The sequence below is a fragment of the Micromonospora terminaliae genome (genome assembly GCF_009671205.1).
Classification (GTDB): Bacteria; Actinomycetota; Actinomycetes; order Mycobacteriales; family Micromonosporaceae; genus Micromonospora; species Micromonospora terminaliae.
In genome coordinates this window covers 6,570,305-6,587,049 of sequence record NZ_CP045309.1, presented here as the reverse complement: position 1 = coordinate 6,587,049, position 16,745 = coordinate 6,570,305, and the positions used below count along the sequence as shown (strand labels likewise).

Here is a 16,745-nt window from a genome sequence, read left to right as displayed (position 1 = left end):
GAGGGCTCACCGACTCCCCCGTGCCGGGGAGATCGGGTCAGCGGTGATCCTGGACGTACCGCTCCGGGTCCTTGTCGCGGAAGGGCAGGTTGCGGCCGTTCTTGTGCTCGCCGTAGAAGGTGAGCCAGCGCTGCCCGAGCTCGGCCCGCAGCTCGACGCTGGCGTGCCGGCGGAAGTCGGGCAGCGCCTCGTCCTCCTCTTCGGCCAGGTGCTCGCTGTTCTCCCGGCGGGCCCGCCACACGGCCGCCCACCACGCGTCCGAGCCCACCTCGTGCAGCTTCGACTCGGCGACGGCGTCGCGGATCTTGTTGTGGTCGCCGATGGCGTCCTCGGTCTCCTCCGCGCCGTCGTCGCCGTGCTTGACGAGGTGCGGGTAGAGGATGGCCTCCTCGGCCTCGGCGTGGATGTCGAGGTGCAGGGCGAGCGCCTCCCAGACGGCCAGCAGCTCGGCCGGGTCCCGGGCGTCGTCGAGCCGGGCGAAGCCGCGGCGGAAGGCGGCGTGGTCGTCGAGGATCAGTGCGGTGATGTCGTCCATGGTGGTCACTTCCCGGTGCGGGCGCGGATCAGCTTGGGTACGGCGGCCAGCCCGGTGACCGGGCGGAACGCGTGGGCGGCGGTGACGAGCGCGGCGTACTCGTCGTCGGCCAGGTCGATCTCGGCGGCGGCCGCGTTGCGCTCGACCTGCTCCACCCCGGACGCGCCGGGGATGGCCACCACGCTGGGCTGGCGGAGCACGTACGCCAGGGCGATCTGGCTGGGCGTGGCGTCGTGCGCGTCGGCGATCTCGCGCAGGGTGGCGATCAGTTCGGTGCCCCGGTCGAGGTTCGCCGGCAGGAAGTACGGGTTGGCCCGCCGCACCGCACCGGCCGGCGGGTTCCGCGCGTCGTACCGGCCGGACAGGAAGCCCTGCGCGAGCGGGCTGTACGCGATGACGATGCGGCCGGCCTGCTCCGCGTACGGGATCAGGTCCTTCTCGGGGCCGCGGTCGACCATGCTGTAGCGGACCTGGTTGCTCAGCACCCGGCGACCCAGCGCGGCCTCGGCGAACCGCCAGCGGCGCAGGCCGTAGTTGCTGACCCCGACCTCGCCGACCAGCCCGACGTCCTGGAGCGTCCGCATGCCGCGCATGGTGGTGGTGTCGGCGACCACCGGGTTGGGCTGGTGCACCTGGTAGAGGTCGATGCCGGCCACGCCGAGCCGGGCGGCCGAGGCGACCGCCCGCTGCTGCACGACCGGGGCGAGCGGCAGCACCGGGAAGATCTTGCTGGCGACCACGACCTTGGCCCGGTCGTCGCCCAGCGCCGCGCCGAGGATGCGCTCGCTGCGGCCGAAGCCGTAGATCTCGGCGGTGTCGAAGAGCGTGACGCCCAGGTCGAGCGCCCGCCGGACGATCTGCGCCGCCCGCTGTTCGTAGTCGGGGCCGTAGCCCCACTCCCGCGAGCCGAACTGCCACGTGCCGAGGCCGATCTTCGAGATGGGCTTGGGAGTGTCGAGCGGGACGTAGCGCATGGACTCGAAGCTACCCAAGCGGGCGGGACCGCACGCCGGTTCCGCCGGCCCACCTCCGCTCCGGCCTGGTCAGGGGCCGGGACTAGGGTCGGAGGCGTGACCTACCTCGCCAGCGAAGACCGTTACGACTCGATGATCTACCGGCGCAGCGGCCGGAGCGGCCTGCGCCTGCCCGCCATCTCGCTCGGGCTGTGGCACAACTTCGGGCCGGACCGCCCGTACGAGCGGCAGCGGGACATCGTCCGGCGCGCCTTCGACCTCGGGATCACCCACTTCGACCTGGCCAACAACTACGGCCCGCCGCCCGGCGCCGCCGAGGAGAACTTCGGCCGGATGCTCGCCACCGACCTGAAGCCGTACCGGGACGAGCTGGTCATCTCCAGCAAGGCCGGCTATCTCATGTGGCCCGGCCCGTACGGCGAGTGGGGCTCGCGCAAGTACCTGATCTCGTCGCTGGACCAGTCGCTGCGCCGGATGGGCCTCGACTACGTCGACATCTTCTACTCCCACCGGTTCGACCCGGACACCCCGCTGGAGGAGACGATGGGCGCGCTGGACGCAGTCGTCCGCTCCGGCAAGGCGCTCTACGTCGGCATCTCCAACTACAACTCGGAGCAGACCGCCCGGGCCGCCGAGATCCTCCGCGAGCTGGGCACCCCGCTGCTGATCAACCAGCCGTCGTACTCGATGCTCAACCGCTGGACCGAGGCCGACGGCCTGCTGGACACGCTGGAGCAGGCCGGCGCCGGCTGCATCGCCTACAGCCCGCTGGCGCAGGGCCTGCTCACCGACCGCTACCTGGGGGGCATTCCCGCCGACTCCCGGGTGCGCACCAGCGTCTTCCTCAACGAGAGCGACCTCAGCGAGGAGAAGATGGCGACCATCCGCGGGCTCGCCGCAGTGGCCGAGCGGCGCGGCCAGAGCCTGGCCCAGCTGGCGCTGGCCTGGGCGCTGCGCGACCCCCGCATGACCAGCCTGATCATCGGGGCGAGCAGCGTCGCCCAGCTGGAGGGGAACGTCGCCGCGCTGGACAACCTCGACCTCGGCGCCGAGGAACTCGCCGAGATCGACCGGCACCTGGGCTGAGGCCTACCAGATCCGGCGCCGGCCGGCGCGGTGGTTGCGGACCCCGCACGGCCGGCCGACGGGCACGCTGCCGGCCCGCCGCAACCGCGTCGCCACCACGGCGGCGAGCAGCACGCTGACCCCGGCCGCCGCACCGAACACGAGCGGCCGGGGGAACGTGCGGGTGTCGGTCACCGCCGCCACCGGCACCCCCGCCGCCGGCTCACCGGCCCGGTCGCCGGTCGCGGCCCGCGGCACGGCACGCGGCGCGGCGCTCGCCGGTGGCGGGGCCGGCTTCCTGGTACGCGGCGCTGTCGCCGCACCGCCGGACGGCGACCGGAACTCCACGTCGGAGCAGGAGTAGTAGGTGTCCTGGGTGTTGGAGTTCTGCCAGATCGTGTAGATGATGTGCCGGCCCGTGCGCCCCGCCGGCAGCCGCCCCGGCATCTGGTACGCGCCCTCGCGGATCGGCGGGTCGGTGACCGTCAGGAACGGCTTCTCCTCCAGGTCCGCCCAGGTCAGGCGGCGGGTCGGGGCGTACGAGGCGGTGGTGGCGTAGAACCGGAACGTGCCCTTGTGCGGGATCGTGGTGCGGTAGCGGAAGGTGTACCGGGCGCCGGCCGTGAGCGTGGTGGCCGGCCAGTCGGTCCGGGGCAGGTCCAGCCCCCGGTACGCCGACAGCCCGCCGCTGCACAGCTCCCCGTCGGGGATGCGCTCCCGGTCCCGCCCGTCGATCCGGGCCACCCGGATGTTGTCCCACTCCCGCACGGCGGCCCCGGCGGCGATCGCGGCCCGGCAGGCCGGCGTGTCCGCCCGGCCACCCTCGGGACCACAGGCCGCCGCCCGGCTCAACGGGCTGGTGGGTGCGCCGTGGGCGCTCGCCGGCACGGCGGTGAGCAGCAGGGTCGCGGCGACGGCCGCGAGCGCGGCGAGTGTGCGGCGTACGGCCATGTCATCCACCTCCCGCGCACTGGTACGGAGGCGGGGCGGCAAAGGTTCGATCGGTGCGCCGGTGCGGGGGATCCACGGCCCGGCTCGGGTGTGCTGACCGAACGGACGGCAGGGGCGGCGGCGGGACGGGGTGGGGCCCTACAGTGACGGCACCCCGCGATCAAGGAGCGAGCCGTGCCCGAGCCGCCACAGACGCCCGATGCGCCCCGACCCGCCCCGGCGGCCGGGTCCACGACCGGCGACGTCCCCGCCGACGTGACGCCCCACCTGCTCGTCGTGCCCGAGGTGGCGGGCGCGCCGCCCGCGATGCCGTGGCCCGGACCGGAGGGGCAGCCGGCCTGGGCCATCCCCGTGGTCGTGCCGCCCGGCACCCGTGGCTACGCGCTGTTCGTGCCGCTGGTGCCGGTGGCCGAGGGGCAGCCCGCGACCGCCTCCGGGCAGCCGGCCGGCCCACGGATGCTGGTCCCCGCGGCGGGCGCGCCCACTCGGACCGCCGCGCCGGGCGTCCCCGCCCAGGCCGCCGCGCCGGCCGTGGAGAGCCCGGCCCCGAGCGGCGCGCCGGCGGTTCGCGTCGACCGTGCTGCCACGCCCGCCGGCGCAGCAGCCGAAATGCCCGCCGCCGCTGCGGAGCCGACGGCCACCGAGCCGACACCGGTTAGCAGGACGGAACCGGAACGCGTGCCCGCGCCGGCAGCCGCCGCAGTCCCCACCGCCGGACCGGCGACGACCGGCTCGCCGGCAGCCCCGCCGGCCGCCGCCCCGGTCCCGCCGCCGTATCCCGAGCAGCCCTGGGGCGGCTACCCGCCCGCCGCCGTCTGGACGCCCCGGCCGAGGACGCCGCGGACCTCGTTCCTCGGCGCGCGCTGGCCGGGCCCGAAGCAGGCCACGGGCCGGGCGGTCCCCCTCGCGGTCCTGGCCGGGGCGCTCGGCACCGCGTTCTTCGTGCCGCTGAGCCGGGTCGGCATCGGCTGGTTCCTGGGCTGGCTCACGCTGACTCTCGGCGTCCTGGTGGCGGTGCGCCGGCGTACCGCCGGACTGCCCCGCGCCGAGCGCCTGATCCGGGGCGGGTGGGCGGCGGCGGCCCTGGTCCTCCTGGCGGTGCTGGCGTTCCGCAACGCCTGGTGGCTGGTGACGTTCTGCGTACTCGGCGCCCTGGGGTGCGCCACCCTGGCGATCGTCGGCGGCCGGCTGGTCCGCTCGATCCTGTTCGGCCTGGCCGCCACGCCGTTCGCGGCGTTCCGCGGCCTGCCCTGGGTACGGCGGCACGTCACCGCCTCACCGGAGGCCGGCACGGTTCGCAAGGTCACCGGCTCGGTGGTCGCCACCGTGCTGGTGCTGCTGGTCTTCGGCAGCCTGCTCGCCTCGGCCGACGCCGCCTTCTCTGAGGTGCTGAACGCGATCGTCCCCGAGATCAACATCGGTACGGTGTTCCGCTGGATCTTCCTGGCCGCGGTCGGCGGGCTCATCGCCGTCGCGGCGGTCTACACCATGGCCGCCCCGCCCGATCTGTCCACCGTGGACCGATCGGGCACCCGCCGGCTCGGCGTGCTGGAGTGGGCGCCGGCCATCGGCGCGCTGACGCTGCTCTTCGTCGGCTTCGTGATCGTGCAGTTCACCGTGCTCTTCGGCGGCGAGCGGCACGTGCGGAAGGTGGCCGGGCTCAGCTACTCGGAGTACGCCCGCAGCGGCTTCTGGCAGCTCCTGTTCGTCACCCTGCTGACCCTGGCCGTGCTGGGCGGGGTGAGCCGCTGGGCCAGCCGGGAGCGGCCGGTCGAGCGGATGCTGCTGCGCGTCCTGCTGGGCCTGCTCAGCGCCCTCAGCGTGGTGATCGTGGTGTCGGCGCTGTCCCGGATGTGGACGTACCAGAAGGTCTACAGCTTCACCGGCGAGCGGATCTTCGTGATGGCGTTCGAGCTGCTGCTCGGCGCGGTCTTCCTGATGGTCCTGGCCGCCGGGGTGCGCTGGCAGGGCCGGTGGATCCCGGGCACGACGGTCGCGCTGGCCGTGGCCATGCTGCTCGGCCTGGCCGTGCTGAACCCGGAGGACTACGCGGCGAAGCGGAACATCCTCCGGTACGAGCAGACCGGCAAGATCGACGCCTGGTACCTGCGGGCCCTCTCCGCCGACGCGACGCCCGCGCTGACCCGGCTCCCCGACCCGGTCCGCCGCTGCACGCTGAGCTGGATCGCCGACGACCTCGAGGAGTCCGACCCCTGGTACGCCTGGAACCTGGGCCGGCACCGGGCCCGCCAGGCCCTCGACCGGGTCGGGCCGGGCGCCATCGGTGGCCCCAAGGACTGCCGCCGGGCCGACCAGTTCGACCTGCCCAAGTCCCGCCGGTGACGCCCCCCGGCCGGGCCGCGGCACGCCGTGGCCCGGCCGGGGGGCCACCCAGCGCGCCCGCGAACGTTCACCGTCTCCTCACGTCAGGGCCACGGCGGACACCGCCCCCGCACCTAGCTTCGGCTGCGCACGCGTTCAACCGAAGTAGCGGAGGTTTTTCCATGTCCGTCCGTCAGCTCATGACGGTGCTGGCCGCCGGGGCGGTGCTGGCCGTGCCCACGGCCGCCCACGCGGCTCCCGCCGGAGGCCCCGGCGTGCTGCCGCAGAAGACCCACTTCGACCTGCAGGCGCACCGGGGCGGGATCGGGCTCACCACCGAGGAGACCCTGGCCGGCTTCGCCAAGGCAATGCGCCTCGGCGTCACCACGCTGGAGCTGGACACCCAGGTCACCCGGGACGAGAAGGTGGTCGTCACGCACGACCGGCAGGTCAGTGCGCAGAAGTGCCGCGACACCGGCCCGGTGACCCCGGGCGACCCGCTGTACCCGTACGTCGGGAAGTACATCAAGGACCTGACCCTGGCCCAGATCAAGACCATGGACTGCGGCTACCAGCAGCTGCCCGGCTTCCCGGAGCAGGAGCAGATCGCCGGTGTCCGGATGGCCGAGCTGCGGGACGTGCTGGGCCTCGTGAAGAGCTGGCGCGCCCACCAGCTCACGCTGAACATCGAGACGAAGGTGGAGGCCGGCGCGCCCGAGCAGACCGCACCGCGCGAGCTGTTCGTCCGCCGGGTCTTCGAGGAGATCCGCGCCTCGGGCATCGAGGACCAGGTCACCATCCAGTCGTTCGACTGGGGTGCGCTGCGGGTGATGCACGGGCTCGCGCCGCGGTGGCCGCTGGTGGCGCTCACCAACTACGACTTCCTCCAGGTCGGCAAGCCCGGCGCCTCGCCCTGGCTGGGCGGCCTGGACGCGGACGACTTCGGCGGCGACTTCGTCCGCGCGGCGGCCGCCATCCCCGGTGTGACCGCCCTCTCCCCCAACTACGGCTTCCCGCAGAACGGCACGATCGCCGATCCGGCCTTCCGGCTGTACCCGGACGCGAAGATGATCGCCGACGCGCACGCCCGCGGCCTGAAGGTCGTGCCGTGGACCTGCGACGACCCGGCGACCGTGGCGGCGCTGATGGACCTGGGCGTCGACGGGATCATCACGAACTACCCGAACCGCGTGCGGCAGCTCATGGCCGAGCGGGGCATGCGCCTGCCGAAGGCGTACCAGCCGCGTTGACTCCACCGGCGGCGTCCGTCCGGCAGGGCGGACGCCGCCACCGGCCGGCTCCGGTCAGGCCGGGCCGCCGCCGAAGCCGATCTCGTTGCCGTCCGGGTCGCGGAAGATGGCCTTGCGGACCCCGTTGTCGTAGGTCTCGCGCTCGGCCGGCGTCAGGCCCCGGTCGGCGATCTGCGCGAGACGGGCGTCTAGGTCGTCGACGAAGACGGTGTGCATGGCGTGCCCGGCGTGCTCGGGCCGCACCTCGATGTACACGTACCGGTGCTCGGCGAGCTCCCACACCGCCTCGGTGTCGTTCGGCAGGAACGAGGGTGGGGCGCCGAGGAGTCGCTCGTACCAGGCCGCCGCCGCACGGTAGTCGCGGACGGGCAGACCCGCGAACAGATCTACGGTCACGAGCCCATGTTAGGGATCAGCCGGGCTTCTCCTCCGGCTCTCCGTCGTGCGAGCGGGTCCACCAGTCTTCGGCTAGAAAGAACCCGTGCCCCTGACGTTCCCCTCACACGCCGCGCCGCCGCTGCCGCTCAAGCTCTGGCGGCCCGGCTGGTTCGACGGCGTTGCCCTCGTCGTCGGCTCGGCCGCACCGGACCTGGCGTACGCCCTCGACGGCTCGGGGCTGCCCGTGTTCCCGCTCTCGCACCAGCCGGCCGGGCTCGTGCTGTTCTGCCTGCCCGTGACGCTGCTCTGCGCGGCCCTCGTACGCCGGGCCGCGCCGGCCGTCGCCGCCCACCTGCCGTCCCGGCCCGCGGCGCTGGCCCTCCGCGACTACGGCGTGCTCGGGCTGTCCCGGCCCCGCCTGGCGGTCACCGCGCTCTCGGCCGTGCTCGCGGCCGGCACCCACCAGGCGTGGGATCGCGTGACCGAGAACGCACCCGTGTTCGACGTGGCCTCGACCGCGCTCGGCGCGCTGGCGGCGCTGGCCCTCGCGGCACACATCGGTCGGCGCGGGCTGCTGCGGGCGTGGCACGGCGAGCCTCCGCGGGTCCCGGCGCGGCCCCGGCTGTTCTGGGCCGTCGCCGGCGCGGTGGCCGCCGCCGGGGCGCTCGTCGCCGCGCGGTTGCCGGGCGCGTTCCTGCCGCACACCACGGGGACCCGGTTGATCGGGGCGCTGGCACTCGGCCTGCTGGCCGGCGCGGGCGCGACCGGACTGCTCCGGACATCGACGGCTCCCGCCCAACCTTGACCAGGCTGTCGTCGTTCACGGGTCGAGGCGGCTCAGGAGGGCGCGCGAGCTGGGGTCAGCTGGTCGTCATCACGGCTCAGTCGCAAGGGAACGTCCTGCGTCACGTGCAGCACGGCCGGCGTCCGTGACCATCACATTGACCAGCACCGGCTCACCCGACTTCTCCACAACGAAGCCGTGGCCCAGCAGGTACGTCGTGACGTCGACGTGTTCACGGGACATGGGGCGGATCTTCAGGGACGTGAGCGCGGGGAGCACTGCCACGTAGCCATCCTTGCCGGCGCCTTGCTCGACGAGCTTGGCCAATACCGACATGCCCATGGCGCGTAGCTGGTCAGGAGGAAGCTGAGGGGAGTTCTTGACCATCGCGCGTACCCGCCTACCCTTCCGCAGCCCCATGAGCAGCAGCACCGCTAGGAGAGCGGCGATGACCACTCCCACCACGAGCAGGTTTTCCATGTCCATCCTTCGCTGAGATCAGTGGCACGAGGCAGGCCAGCATAAGCCGGACCTTGATGGCGCAGCAGCCCGCTTCAAGCCTTCACCCCCGAGTGCTCAGGGAACTCCTCGGTCACTGCGGGATCGGAGGTCACATGAACAGCTGCAGCCACGTCATGCCCACGCGACCCGTACCGGCAGCGGGAGTGATGGAGGACGCGCCGTGGGGCGAGGGGAACCAGCCTCGCTTACTTCCGGCTCCGAATACGACAAAGGGCGTCCGTCGTGTCCGACGAACGCCCTGATCGTGAAGGGTGGAGCCGAGGGGACTCGAACCCCTGACCCCCACACTGCCAGTGTGGTGCGCTACCAGCTGCGCCACGGCCCCTTGCGGTTGTCCCCGGTCGCCCGGGCACGGAGAGAACTATACACACGCCGGTCGGCATGGTCATCTCGCGGGGTACCCCGGCCGGCCACTCAGTTCAGGGCCACATCCGGGGGGAAGTGGGCGACCGCCGCCATCATGCCGCCCTGTCGGCGCAGCACCATGGGCCAGAGGTCGTCCGGGCGGTCGACGAAGGCGTCGCCGGGGAGGGCGTCGAGCACGAACCAGGAGCCGTCCTCGATCTCCCGCTCCAGCTGCCCGGCGCCCCAGCCGGAATAGCCGGCGAAGACCCGGATCCCCCCGACGGCGTCGCGCAGCTTCTCCGGGTCGACCGAGAGGTCGATGGTGCCCACCGCGCCGGAGACCCGGTGGAAGCCCTTCACCGGCTTGATCGGGTGACGCATCCGGGCCAGGCAGATGGCCGAGTCGGGCTGCACGGGGCCGCCCTCGAAGAGCACCGCGGGGTGGCGGGCCAGGTCGCTCCAGTCGCCCAGGACGTCGGCCACCGGGACCTCGGTGGCCCGGTTCAGCACGACGCCGAGGGCGCCACCGGGCTCGTGGGCCACCAGCAGCACGACCGTGCGGTCGAAGTTCGGGTCCTTCAGCGCAGGCGTCGCGACCAGCAGCCGCCCGGTCATGGAATCCATGGCTCGGCCACCGATCGCCTGTCCCTCACCCTGCATGTCCGACACCCGTCAGCCGTACGCCGCGACCAGCCGCGCTGTCAACGCCATGCAAGGCACCATAGCCTGCGCCCCGCCCGGTGGCTAAGGTCTGACCGGCGGGTGATCGCCACGGATCGAGGGAGGGCCGGATGGCGGCTACGGCCGAACTGGCGGTGATCGGCGGGTCGGGCCTCTACGCCCTGCTCGACGGCGCCACCGAACACGTGCTGGAGACGCCGTACGGCGCGCCGTCGGACCCGGTCACGATCGCCGAGGTGGCCGGCCGGCGGGTGGCGTTCCTGCCCCGCCACGGGCGGGATCACCGCTACCCGCCGCACCTGATCCCCTACCGGGCCAACCTCTGGGCGCTGCGGTCCCTGGGCGTACGCCAGGTGCTGGCGCCCTGCGCCGTCGGCGGGCTGCGGCCGGAGCTGGGCCCGGGCACGTTCGTGGTGCCCGATCAGCTCGTCGACCGCACCAGCGGGCGCACCCAGACCTACTACGACCAGGGTGCGGTGCACGTCTCCTTCGCCGACCCGTACTGCCCGGCCGGGCGGCGGACGCTGCTCGACGCGGCGGCCGGGCGTGGCGTGCCCGCGGTGGACGGCGGCACCGTGGTGGTGGTCGAGGGGCCGCGCTTCTCCACCCGGGCGGAGTCGCGCTGGTACGCCTCGATGGGCGGCACGGTGGTCAACATGACCGGGCACCCGGAGGCGGTGCTCGCCCGCGAGCTGGCCCTCTGCTACACCTCGATCGCCCTGGTCACCGACCTGGACGCGGGCGTCGAGGCGGGCGAGTCGGTCACCCAGGAGGAGGTCTTCCGGGTCTTCGCGGAGAACACGGACCGGCTGCGCGGGGTGCTGCTGGACGCGGTCGCCGCGCTGCCCACCGAACGGGACTGCCCCTGCGGGCGGGCGCTGGACGGGATCAAGCTTCCGTTCCCGCTACCCTGAGCGCTGGGAAGCGCCCGAAAAGTCACCCTCGGCCCGATAGATTCGGCTGGTCGGGGAGCTGATCACGGGGCCGTCCCCGGCACGCGCGGGGGACGGGAGGCAGCCGGCGATGGCAACGGTCCGCGAGACGACCTACGACCTGCTCCGCGCGCTGGGCCTGACCACCGTGTTCGGCAATCCCGGCTCCACCGAGGAACCGTTCCTCACCGACTTCCCGGCCGACTTCCGCTACGTGCACGCGCTCCAGGAGGCGTCGGCCGTGGCCATGGCCGACGGCTACGCGCAGGCCACCGGCCGCCCCGCCCACGTCAACCTGCACACCGCCCCGGGCACCGGCAACGGCATGGGCAACCTGGTCACCGCCTGGCACAACCGGACGCCGCTGATCGTCACCGCCGGCCAGCAGACCCGGGAGATGCTGCTGATCGAGCCCCGCCTGGCCAGCCCCCGGGCGGTCGAGCTGGTCCACCCGTACGTGAAGTGGGCCCACGAGCCGGCACGCGCCCAGGACATCCCGGCGGCCTTCATGCGGGCGTACGCCGCGGCGGTGCAGCCACCGACCGGGCCGGTCTTCCTGTCCCTGCCCATGGACGACTGGGACCGGCCCGCCGACCCGCCGCCGCAGGTGCGGACGGTGGCCACCCGGATCGCGCCGGACCCGGACCGGCTGCGCGGTTTCGCCGCCACGCTGGCCGCCTCACGGGCTCCGGTGCTGGTGCTGGGCGCGGCGGTGGACCGGTCCGACGCCTGGCCGGCCGCCGTGGCGTTGGCCGAGCGGCTGGCCGCGCCGGTCTGGGCCGCCCCGGCGCCGGAGCGGGCCGTCTTCCCCGAGGACCATCCGCAGTTCCGGGGCGTCCTGCCGTACGCGATCGGCCCGCTGAGCGAGGCGCTGCGCGGCCACGACACGGTGCTGGTGGTCGGCGCCCCGGTGTTCCGCTACTACCCGCACGTGCCGGGTGACTACCTGCCCGGCGACGCCCGGCTGCTGCACGTCACCGACGACCCGGACGAGGCGGCCCGGGCCCCGGTCGGCGAGAGCCTGCTCGGCGAGGCCGGGCTGGCCATGGCCGGGCTCGTGGAGCTGCTGCCCCCGACGGATCGTCCCCCGCCGCCGGCCCGGGAGACCCCGGCGCCACCCGAGGCGGCCGATCCCCCGAGCGCCGACGCCCTCTTCGCCGCGCTGGCCGGGCAGTGGCCGGCCGACGGGGTGCTCGTGCAGGAGTCCCCGTCCAACCTGGCCGCGCTGCGCCGCCGGTTGCGGATCGGCCGGCCCCGCTCGTACTTCACGATGGCCAGCGGCGGCCTGGGTTTCGGCCTGCCGGCGGCGGTGGGCATCGCGCTGGCCGAGCGGGACACCGGGCGCGGCCGGCCGGTGGTCGCGGTGGTCGGCGACGGCTCCTTCCACTACTCGGTGCAGGCGTTGTGGACCGCCGCGCAGCTCGGCCTGCCGCTCCCCGTCGTGGTCCCGGTCAACCGGCAGTACGCGATCCTCAAGGCGTTCGCCGAGCTGAAGCACACGCCCGGGGTGCCGGCGCTGGACCTGCCGGGGCTGGACGTCACCGCGGTGGCGCGCGGCTACGGCTGCGCGGCCGAGGTGGTGGAGTCGCCGGACGGGATCGGCCCGGCGCTGGCCGCCGCGCTGGCGGCCGACCGGCCGACCGTGCTGCCGGTGCCGATCAGCACCGACGTGCCGCGGATCCTCTAGCGGTCAGCGGCGCACGAGGAGCGGCGTGCCGCTGGCCGCGTCGAGCACCGCCCGGCCGCCGAGGGGCGCCTTGAGCGTGACGCTCACCGGCTTCATGACGAGCTGCATGGTGCAGGGTCCGGTCGAGCGGACCACCCCGCCGCCGATCACCACCACGTCGTCCCGCTCCAGCACCAGCGGCGTGGGCTCCCCGTCGCAGGCCCCGGTCCCGACCCGGTAGTCGACCCGGTTGCCGGTCACCGCCCGCAGGTCCAGGGCCCCCACGATCCCGTCGTCGACCGGGCGGCTCGGCGCGGTCCCCTCCGGCGCCGTGCCGACCGCGCTCGGCGCGACGGCGAGGCGGGCCACCGGCGCCCGGAGACCCTCCACGGTGAACAGCCAGGCCGGCACGGTGGCCTCACCCCGGCTGGTCCGCACCGGCGCGCCGCCCAGCGTCACTCCGGTGACCGTGAGCGGGATGCACGGGCTGGGCGCCTGGGTGGCGACCCAGCCGTCCGGGCCGGGCTCGATGGTCGGGCCGCCCTTGGGCCGCCCCGGCCCGAGTGTGCTGGGCCGGCCCTCGCAGGGCGGCGGGTCGCCCTGGTCCAGCTGGGCGTACGCGTCCGCGGCGCTGACCAGCGGGACGCGCAGGACGCCGTCCGGGAAGCGGATCGTCCCGTCGGCGGGCCGGGCGGTCGGCAGGGCGGTCTGGTCCCGGTACCAGCCGTTGAGGAAGGCCTGTTTCGTCTCGTCGGTGAAGCCCGGGTCACCGACCAGCACGGTGGCCTCGTCGAGCGGGACGTACCCGCTGCGCCACACGGGGCCCGGGCGCCACGCGTCGGCCACCTCGGTGGCCCGCTGGCCGAACGCCTCCCAGCGGTGGTCCGGACCGGAGACGGACGCGCCGCCCGGGCCGGCGGCCGGCGGGGCGGCCGGGTCGGCGCCGGGCGCGGCGCAGCCGGCCAGGACCAGGAGCGGCAGCCCGAGCAGGGCGAGAGAGCGACGCATGCCGGTTGGACGCCGCCCTCCGCCGGCCGGTTCCCGCCGGTCAGTCCTCCCCGCCCAGGTCGGCCTGGTACGCCTCCCAGAGCAGGTCCGCGCCGCGCTGCCGATGCCGGTCCAGCGCCCGCAGCAGGCTCCGGACCAGCTTCCGCAGTTCCTCGGCGGGCACCGCGGGCAGCCGCACCGCGTGCTGGAGCGCGGCGATCGCGCCCGCGATGGCGACGTGCTCGTCGGCCAGGAGCCGTACGCCCCGGTCCAGCCGGGGCGCCTGGTGGAGCAGTTCGGCGTAGAGGCCGGCCGGGCCCTCGGTGAGCCGTACGTGCTCGGCGAAGCCCCGCCGGACCGGGCCGAGCCGGCCGACCAGGTGCTCCCGCCAGCCCGGTTCCGCCGGCGGCGTGGCGAGCGCCCGGACGAGACCACACAGGTCGCCGGTGAGGGCGGGCCGGGGATGAGGCACGGCGGTGACGGTCGCCGGCTGCTGGATCGGATTGGTGACCATGGGCACCTCCCGCGCTGCTGTGCTACCGCGTACAGCGATGGTGAACCCGGGTCCCCGGCCTGTCCAGCAGGAGCGGATGCCTCATCTGCCCCATCCACCCCACGGGTCACAGCGGCCCCTATCGCCCCAGCGGATCCTCCGCCATGGTGCGCAGCCGGCCGGCGAGGACGTGCGCGTCGGCGTCGCGGCCCTGGTCCGGCCGGCCCGCGGTGATCGCCTCGGCGAGCGCCCGCAGCTCGTACGGAGGCAGGGTGCCCAGCCCCGGGCCCTGCAACGGAATGCTGACCCGCCGGCCGGTCTCCCGGTCCCGGGCGATGAGGGTGGGCACCCGCACCACGCCGTCGTCGCCGACCCGGTGGGCGACCGCGCCGCCCCGCACGTCGGCGGTGGCCAGGTCGACGGTGCGGGTGCCGAGCGCACCGCGGACCGAGGCCCGGGTGCCGTCCAGCCAGGTGGCCGTGCGCAGCACCCGCAGCACCAGGTAGAGCCCGAGCAGCACGAACGGGAGCCCGCAGAGTCCGGCGAAGCGCAGCGGCGTGGGCGCGGCGGGAGCGTCGTTCAGGTCGGGCGGGAGCAGGTCGGGCGGCAGGTCCCGCACGTCGTCGTACGAGGGAACCGGGTCGCCGAAGCCGGTGACCCGGCGCAGCAGCCCCTCGGCGACGAGCGGCAGCAGCACGAAGGCCGCCCCGAAGGCGGTGAACAGGACACCCACCACGGCGGCCCCGGCGCGCTGGCCGGACGCCGCGCCGACGGAGAGCCGGATCCGATCGTTGGTCACAGGCGGAGCCTAGAGCGCCGGCACAACGGGTCCGGAGACAGCAACGGGTCCGGAGACGACTGTGCGCCCCGGTCCGGGTGGGACCGGGGCGCACAGGTCAGGTGGTGGAGGTGCCGGGAATCGAACCCGGGTCCTTCGCCGCCTTGTCAGGGCTTCTCCGAGCGCAGCTCGCTGTGCCTCTACTCGGCCCCTCCGATCACGCGAGCGAGTCGGTGTGACGGGCCCAGTCGCTGATTGATCTCGCCGCACGGACCCCGCGACCGGGTCCGGTTGGCCAGCCTTCTAGCTGATGCCGGCTAACTGGGTCGAAGGCGCTCCCAGGCCGACAGACTTGCTACTCGCCTCAGGCGGCGAGAGCGAAGTCAGCGCGATTGTTCTTGGCGCTTATTGGTTTCCGACGAACGATTCTCGAGACGACGTCGGCTTCCTCGGCTCGCTTCCCCTGCCGCAACGTACGAAGTCGAAACCAGTCACCCCCTCGACGGGCTGCCCCTGTCGGCAGCATCACCAAGCCTAACGCCTGGCGCAACCGGATTCATTCCGAGGCCCGCCCGCGGCGGGCTCCCGGACAAACCGGATGTTTCACTCAGCCATGCCCTTGCCGCGCCGGCCCACCACCCGGGCGATCTCCCGGTCGGCGTCCCGCTTGGCGAGGTCCTGGCGCTTGTCGTACGACTTCTTACCCCGGGCCAGGCCGATCTCCACCTTCGCCCAGCCGTCGGAGAAGTAGACCTGCAGCGGGACCATGGTGAGCCCGCTCTCCCTGGTCTTGCCGATCAGCCGGTCGATCTCCAGCCGCTTGAGCAGCAGCTTCCGGGTGCGCCGGGGCTCGTGGTTGGTCCAGGTGCCCTGGGTGTACTCCGGGATGTGCATGCCGTGCAGGTAGAGCTCGCCGTCCCGTTCCTGGGCGAACGCGTCGACCAGCGACGCCCGCCCGGCCCGCAGGGATTTGACCTCGGTGCCGGTCAGCGACATGCCCGCCTCGTAGGTGTCGAGGATGGCGTAGTCGTGCCGCGCCTTCTTGTTGGAGGCGACCACCTTGCGACCCTTTTCCCGTGGCATCGGCGCCACCTCCCTTCCGATCGCGGAGCGCGGATCATGCTACCGGAAACACAAGGACCCTCCCGCGCCGTTTATTCCGGCGCGGGAGGGCCCTCGGAGAGCCGTACCGGTAACTAGACCCGCAGGTAGAAGCGGAGCGTGACCCAGGCGGTGACCGCGCTGACGAGGCCACCGACGGCCGCCATGAGCGGGAACGTCAGGAAGATCTCGGACCAGGAGATCGGCGTGATCAGGCCCTCCAGGGCCGCCATCGAGCTCCCCGCGGCGACCGTCTTCAACGTGATCAACGCGAGGAGGCCGAGGATCGAGCCGAACAGACCGGCGACCACCGCCTCCAGCACGAACGGCGCCTGGATGAACCAGTTCGAGGCGCCGACCAGCTTCATGACGGCGACCTCGCGCCGCTTGCTGTACGCGGCCACCTGGATGGTGTTGGCGACCAGCAGCAGGGCGGCGATGGCCATCACGATCGCGATCGCGAGCGCGCCGTTCTGGAAGCCCGTGAGCACGCCGAAGACCTTGTCGAGCAGCTTGCTCTGGTCGACGATCGTGTCGATGCCCTCGGAGGTCTTGTACTCGTCGTAGATCTGCTTGTACTGCTCCGGGTCGTTCAGCGTGAGCCGGAACGACTCGGGCAGCTGGTCGGGCTTGACCGCGTTCACCAGGTCGGGGGCGTCGGCGTACATCTGCTGGAAGCGCTTGTACGCCTCCGTCTTGTCGACGTAATCGACGTTCTTGATTAGCGGGTCGGCCTCGAGCTTGGTCTGCAGGTCGGTCCGCTGCTGTTCCTGGACGTCGGTCTTCAGGAAGATCGAGACCTCGACGTTCTCGTAGTAGAGGTCCTTCATGTCCCCGACCTTCTGGTACAGAAGGCCGCTGCCGCCCAGCATGAACAGCGACACCGCCATGGTGATGATCATGGCGATCGTCATGGTGACGTTTCGCCACAGTCCGACCAGTACCTCGGACAGGACGTACTTCATCCGCATCGGGATATTC

The 16,745-nt window shown here is 73.4% G+C and carries 17 protein-coding genes, 1 tRNA gene and 1 other RNA gene; 6 read left to right on the top strand and 13 right to left on the bottom strand.

Features of this window, described 5'->3' with window-relative positions; translation table 11 throughout:
- Positions 1-37: 37 nt before the first annotated feature.
- Both GCE86_RS30695 and GCE86_RS30690 read right to left on the bottom strand, forming a co-directional pair.
- Positions 38-535, bottom strand: coding sequence for a hemerythrin domain-containing protein (locus GCE86_RS30695; protein ID WP_154230147.1), 498 nt, complete (start codon positions 533-535; stop codon positions 38-40).
- A 5-nt stretch (positions 536-540) separates the two neighbouring features.
- Positions 541-1,509: an aldo/keto reductase gene (locus GCE86_RS30690; protein WP_154230146.1), complete on the bottom strand. Its 969-nt coding sequence runs from the start codon at positions 1,507-1,509 to the stop codon at positions 541-543.
- Between the two features lie 96 nt (positions 1,510-1,605).
- On the opposite strand from GCE86_RS30690, the gene mgrA reads away from it, so the two are divergent.
- Positions 1,606-2,595, top strand: a complete 990-nt coding sequence (gene mgrA / locus GCE86_RS30685; protein WP_154230145.1) for an L-glyceraldehyde 3-phosphate reductase — start codon at positions 1,606-1,608, stop codon at positions 2,593-2,595.
- Between the two features lie 3 nt (positions 2,596-2,598).
- Here the strand turns inward: mgrA and GCE86_RS30680 are convergent, their stop codons facing one another.
- A complete protein-coding gene (locus GCE86_RS30680; RefSeq protein WP_154230144.1) occupies positions 2,599-3,525 on the bottom strand; it encodes a lytic polysaccharide monooxygenase auxiliary activity family 9 protein in 927 nt (308 codons plus the stop codon).
- A 174-nt stretch (positions 3,526-3,699) separates the two neighbouring features.
- On the opposite strand from GCE86_RS30680, the gene GCE86_RS30675 reads away from it, so the two are divergent.
- On the top strand, positions 3,700-5,868 hold the full coding sequence (locus GCE86_RS30675) for a DUF4153 domain-containing protein (RefSeq protein ID WP_154230143.1): 2,169 nt from the start codon (positions 3,700-3,702) through the stop codon (positions 5,866-5,868).
- 161 nt (positions 5,869-6,029) lie between these two features.
- Complete coding sequence (locus tag GCE86_RS30670) at positions 6,030-7,097, top strand: glycerophosphodiester phosphodiesterase family protein (RefSeq protein WP_154230142.1); 1,068 nt, start codon at positions 6,030-6,032, stop codon at positions 7,095-7,097.
- A 54-nt stretch (positions 7,098-7,151) separates the two neighbouring features.
- Here the strand turns inward: GCE86_RS30670 and GCE86_RS30665 are convergent, their stop codons facing one another.
- Positions 7,152-7,493, bottom strand: coding sequence for a VOC family protein (locus GCE86_RS30665; RefSeq protein WP_154230141.1), 342 nt, complete (start codon positions 7,491-7,493; stop codon positions 7,152-7,154).
- 85 nt (positions 7,494-7,578) lie between these two features.
- Here GCE86_RS30665 and GCE86_RS30660 point away from each other — a divergent pair, with 85 nt between their 5' ends.
- Positions 7,579-8,280, top strand: coding sequence for a DUF4184 family protein (locus GCE86_RS30660; protein ID WP_154230140.1), 702 nt, complete (start codon positions 7,579-7,581; stop codon positions 8,278-8,280).
- A gap of 69 nt (positions 8,281-8,349) precedes the next feature.
- Here the strand turns inward: GCE86_RS30660 and GCE86_RS30655 are convergent, their stop codons facing one another.
- The 3 genes from GCE86_RS30655 to GCE86_RS30645 form a co-directional block, all read right to left on the bottom strand.
- Positions 8,350-8,739, bottom strand: a complete 390-nt coding sequence (locus GCE86_RS30655) for a hypothetical protein (RefSeq protein ID WP_154230139.1) — start codon at positions 8,737-8,739, stop codon at positions 8,350-8,352.
- Positions 8,740-9,033: 294 nt separating this feature from the next.
- A tRNA-Ala gene (locus tag GCE86_RS30650) sits at positions 9,034-9,106 on the bottom strand.
- Positions 9,107-9,195: 89 nt separating this feature from the next.
- A complete protein-coding gene (locus GCE86_RS30645) occupies positions 9,196-9,786 on the bottom strand; it encodes a YqgE/AlgH family protein (protein ID WP_091259972.1) in 591 nt (196 codons plus the stop codon).
- A gap of 131 nt (positions 9,787-9,917) precedes the next feature.
- On the opposite strand from GCE86_RS30645, the gene GCE86_RS30640 reads away from it, so the two are divergent.
- Together GCE86_RS30640 and mdlC are read left to right on the top strand one after the other, a co-directional pair.
- Positions 9,918-10,721 (top strand): S-methyl-5'-thioadenosine phosphorylase, encoded by an 804-nt coding sequence (locus GCE86_RS30640; RefSeq protein WP_154230138.1) that lies wholly within the window; start codon positions 9,918-9,920, stop codon positions 10,719-10,721.
- A 109-nt stretch (positions 10,722-10,830) separates the two neighbouring features.
- Positions 10,831-12,426: a benzoylformate decarboxylase gene (gene mdlC, locus GCE86_RS30635; protein WP_154230137.1), complete on the top strand. Its 1,596-nt coding sequence runs from the start codon at positions 10,831-10,833 to the stop codon at positions 12,424-12,426.
- A gap of 3 nt (positions 12,427-12,429) precedes the next feature.
- Here mdlC and GCE86_RS30630 read toward each other — a convergent pair whose 3' ends face one another.
- The 6 genes from GCE86_RS30630 to ftsX all read right to left on the bottom strand — a co-directional run bounded on the left by GCE86_RS30630 (position 12,430) and on the right by ftsX (position 16,735).
- Complete coding sequence (locus GCE86_RS30630) at positions 12,430-13,413, bottom strand: hypothetical protein (protein ID WP_154230136.1); 984 nt, start codon at positions 13,411-13,413, stop codon at positions 12,430-12,432.
- 40 nt (positions 13,414-13,453) lie between these two features.
- A complete protein-coding gene (locus tag GCE86_RS30625; RefSeq protein ID WP_154230135.1) occupies positions 13,454-13,906 on the bottom strand; it encodes a hypothetical protein in 453 nt (150 codons plus the stop codon).
- Positions 13,907-14,024: 118 nt separating this feature from the next.
- Positions 14,025-14,684, bottom strand: coding sequence for a hypothetical protein (locus GCE86_RS30620; protein WP_154230134.1), 660 nt, complete (start codon positions 14,682-14,684; stop codon positions 14,025-14,027).
- 102 nt (positions 14,685-14,786) lie between these two features.
- Positions 14,787-15,162, bottom strand: a transfer-messenger RNA (tmRNA) gene (gene ssrA / locus GCE86_RS30615).
- Between the two features lie 104 nt (positions 15,163-15,266).
- Positions 15,267-15,746 (bottom strand): SsrA-binding protein SmpB, encoded by a 480-nt coding sequence (smpB, locus tag GCE86_RS30610; RefSeq protein WP_154230133.1) that lies wholly within the window; start codon positions 15,744-15,746, stop codon positions 15,267-15,269.
- 113 nt (positions 15,747-15,859) lie between these two features.
- Positions 15,860-16,735, bottom strand: a complete 876-nt coding sequence (ftsX, locus tag GCE86_RS30605) for a permease-like cell division protein FtsX (protein ID WP_154230132.1) — start codon at positions 16,733-16,735, stop codon at positions 15,860-15,862.
- Positions 16,736-16,745 lie beyond the last annotated feature (10 nt).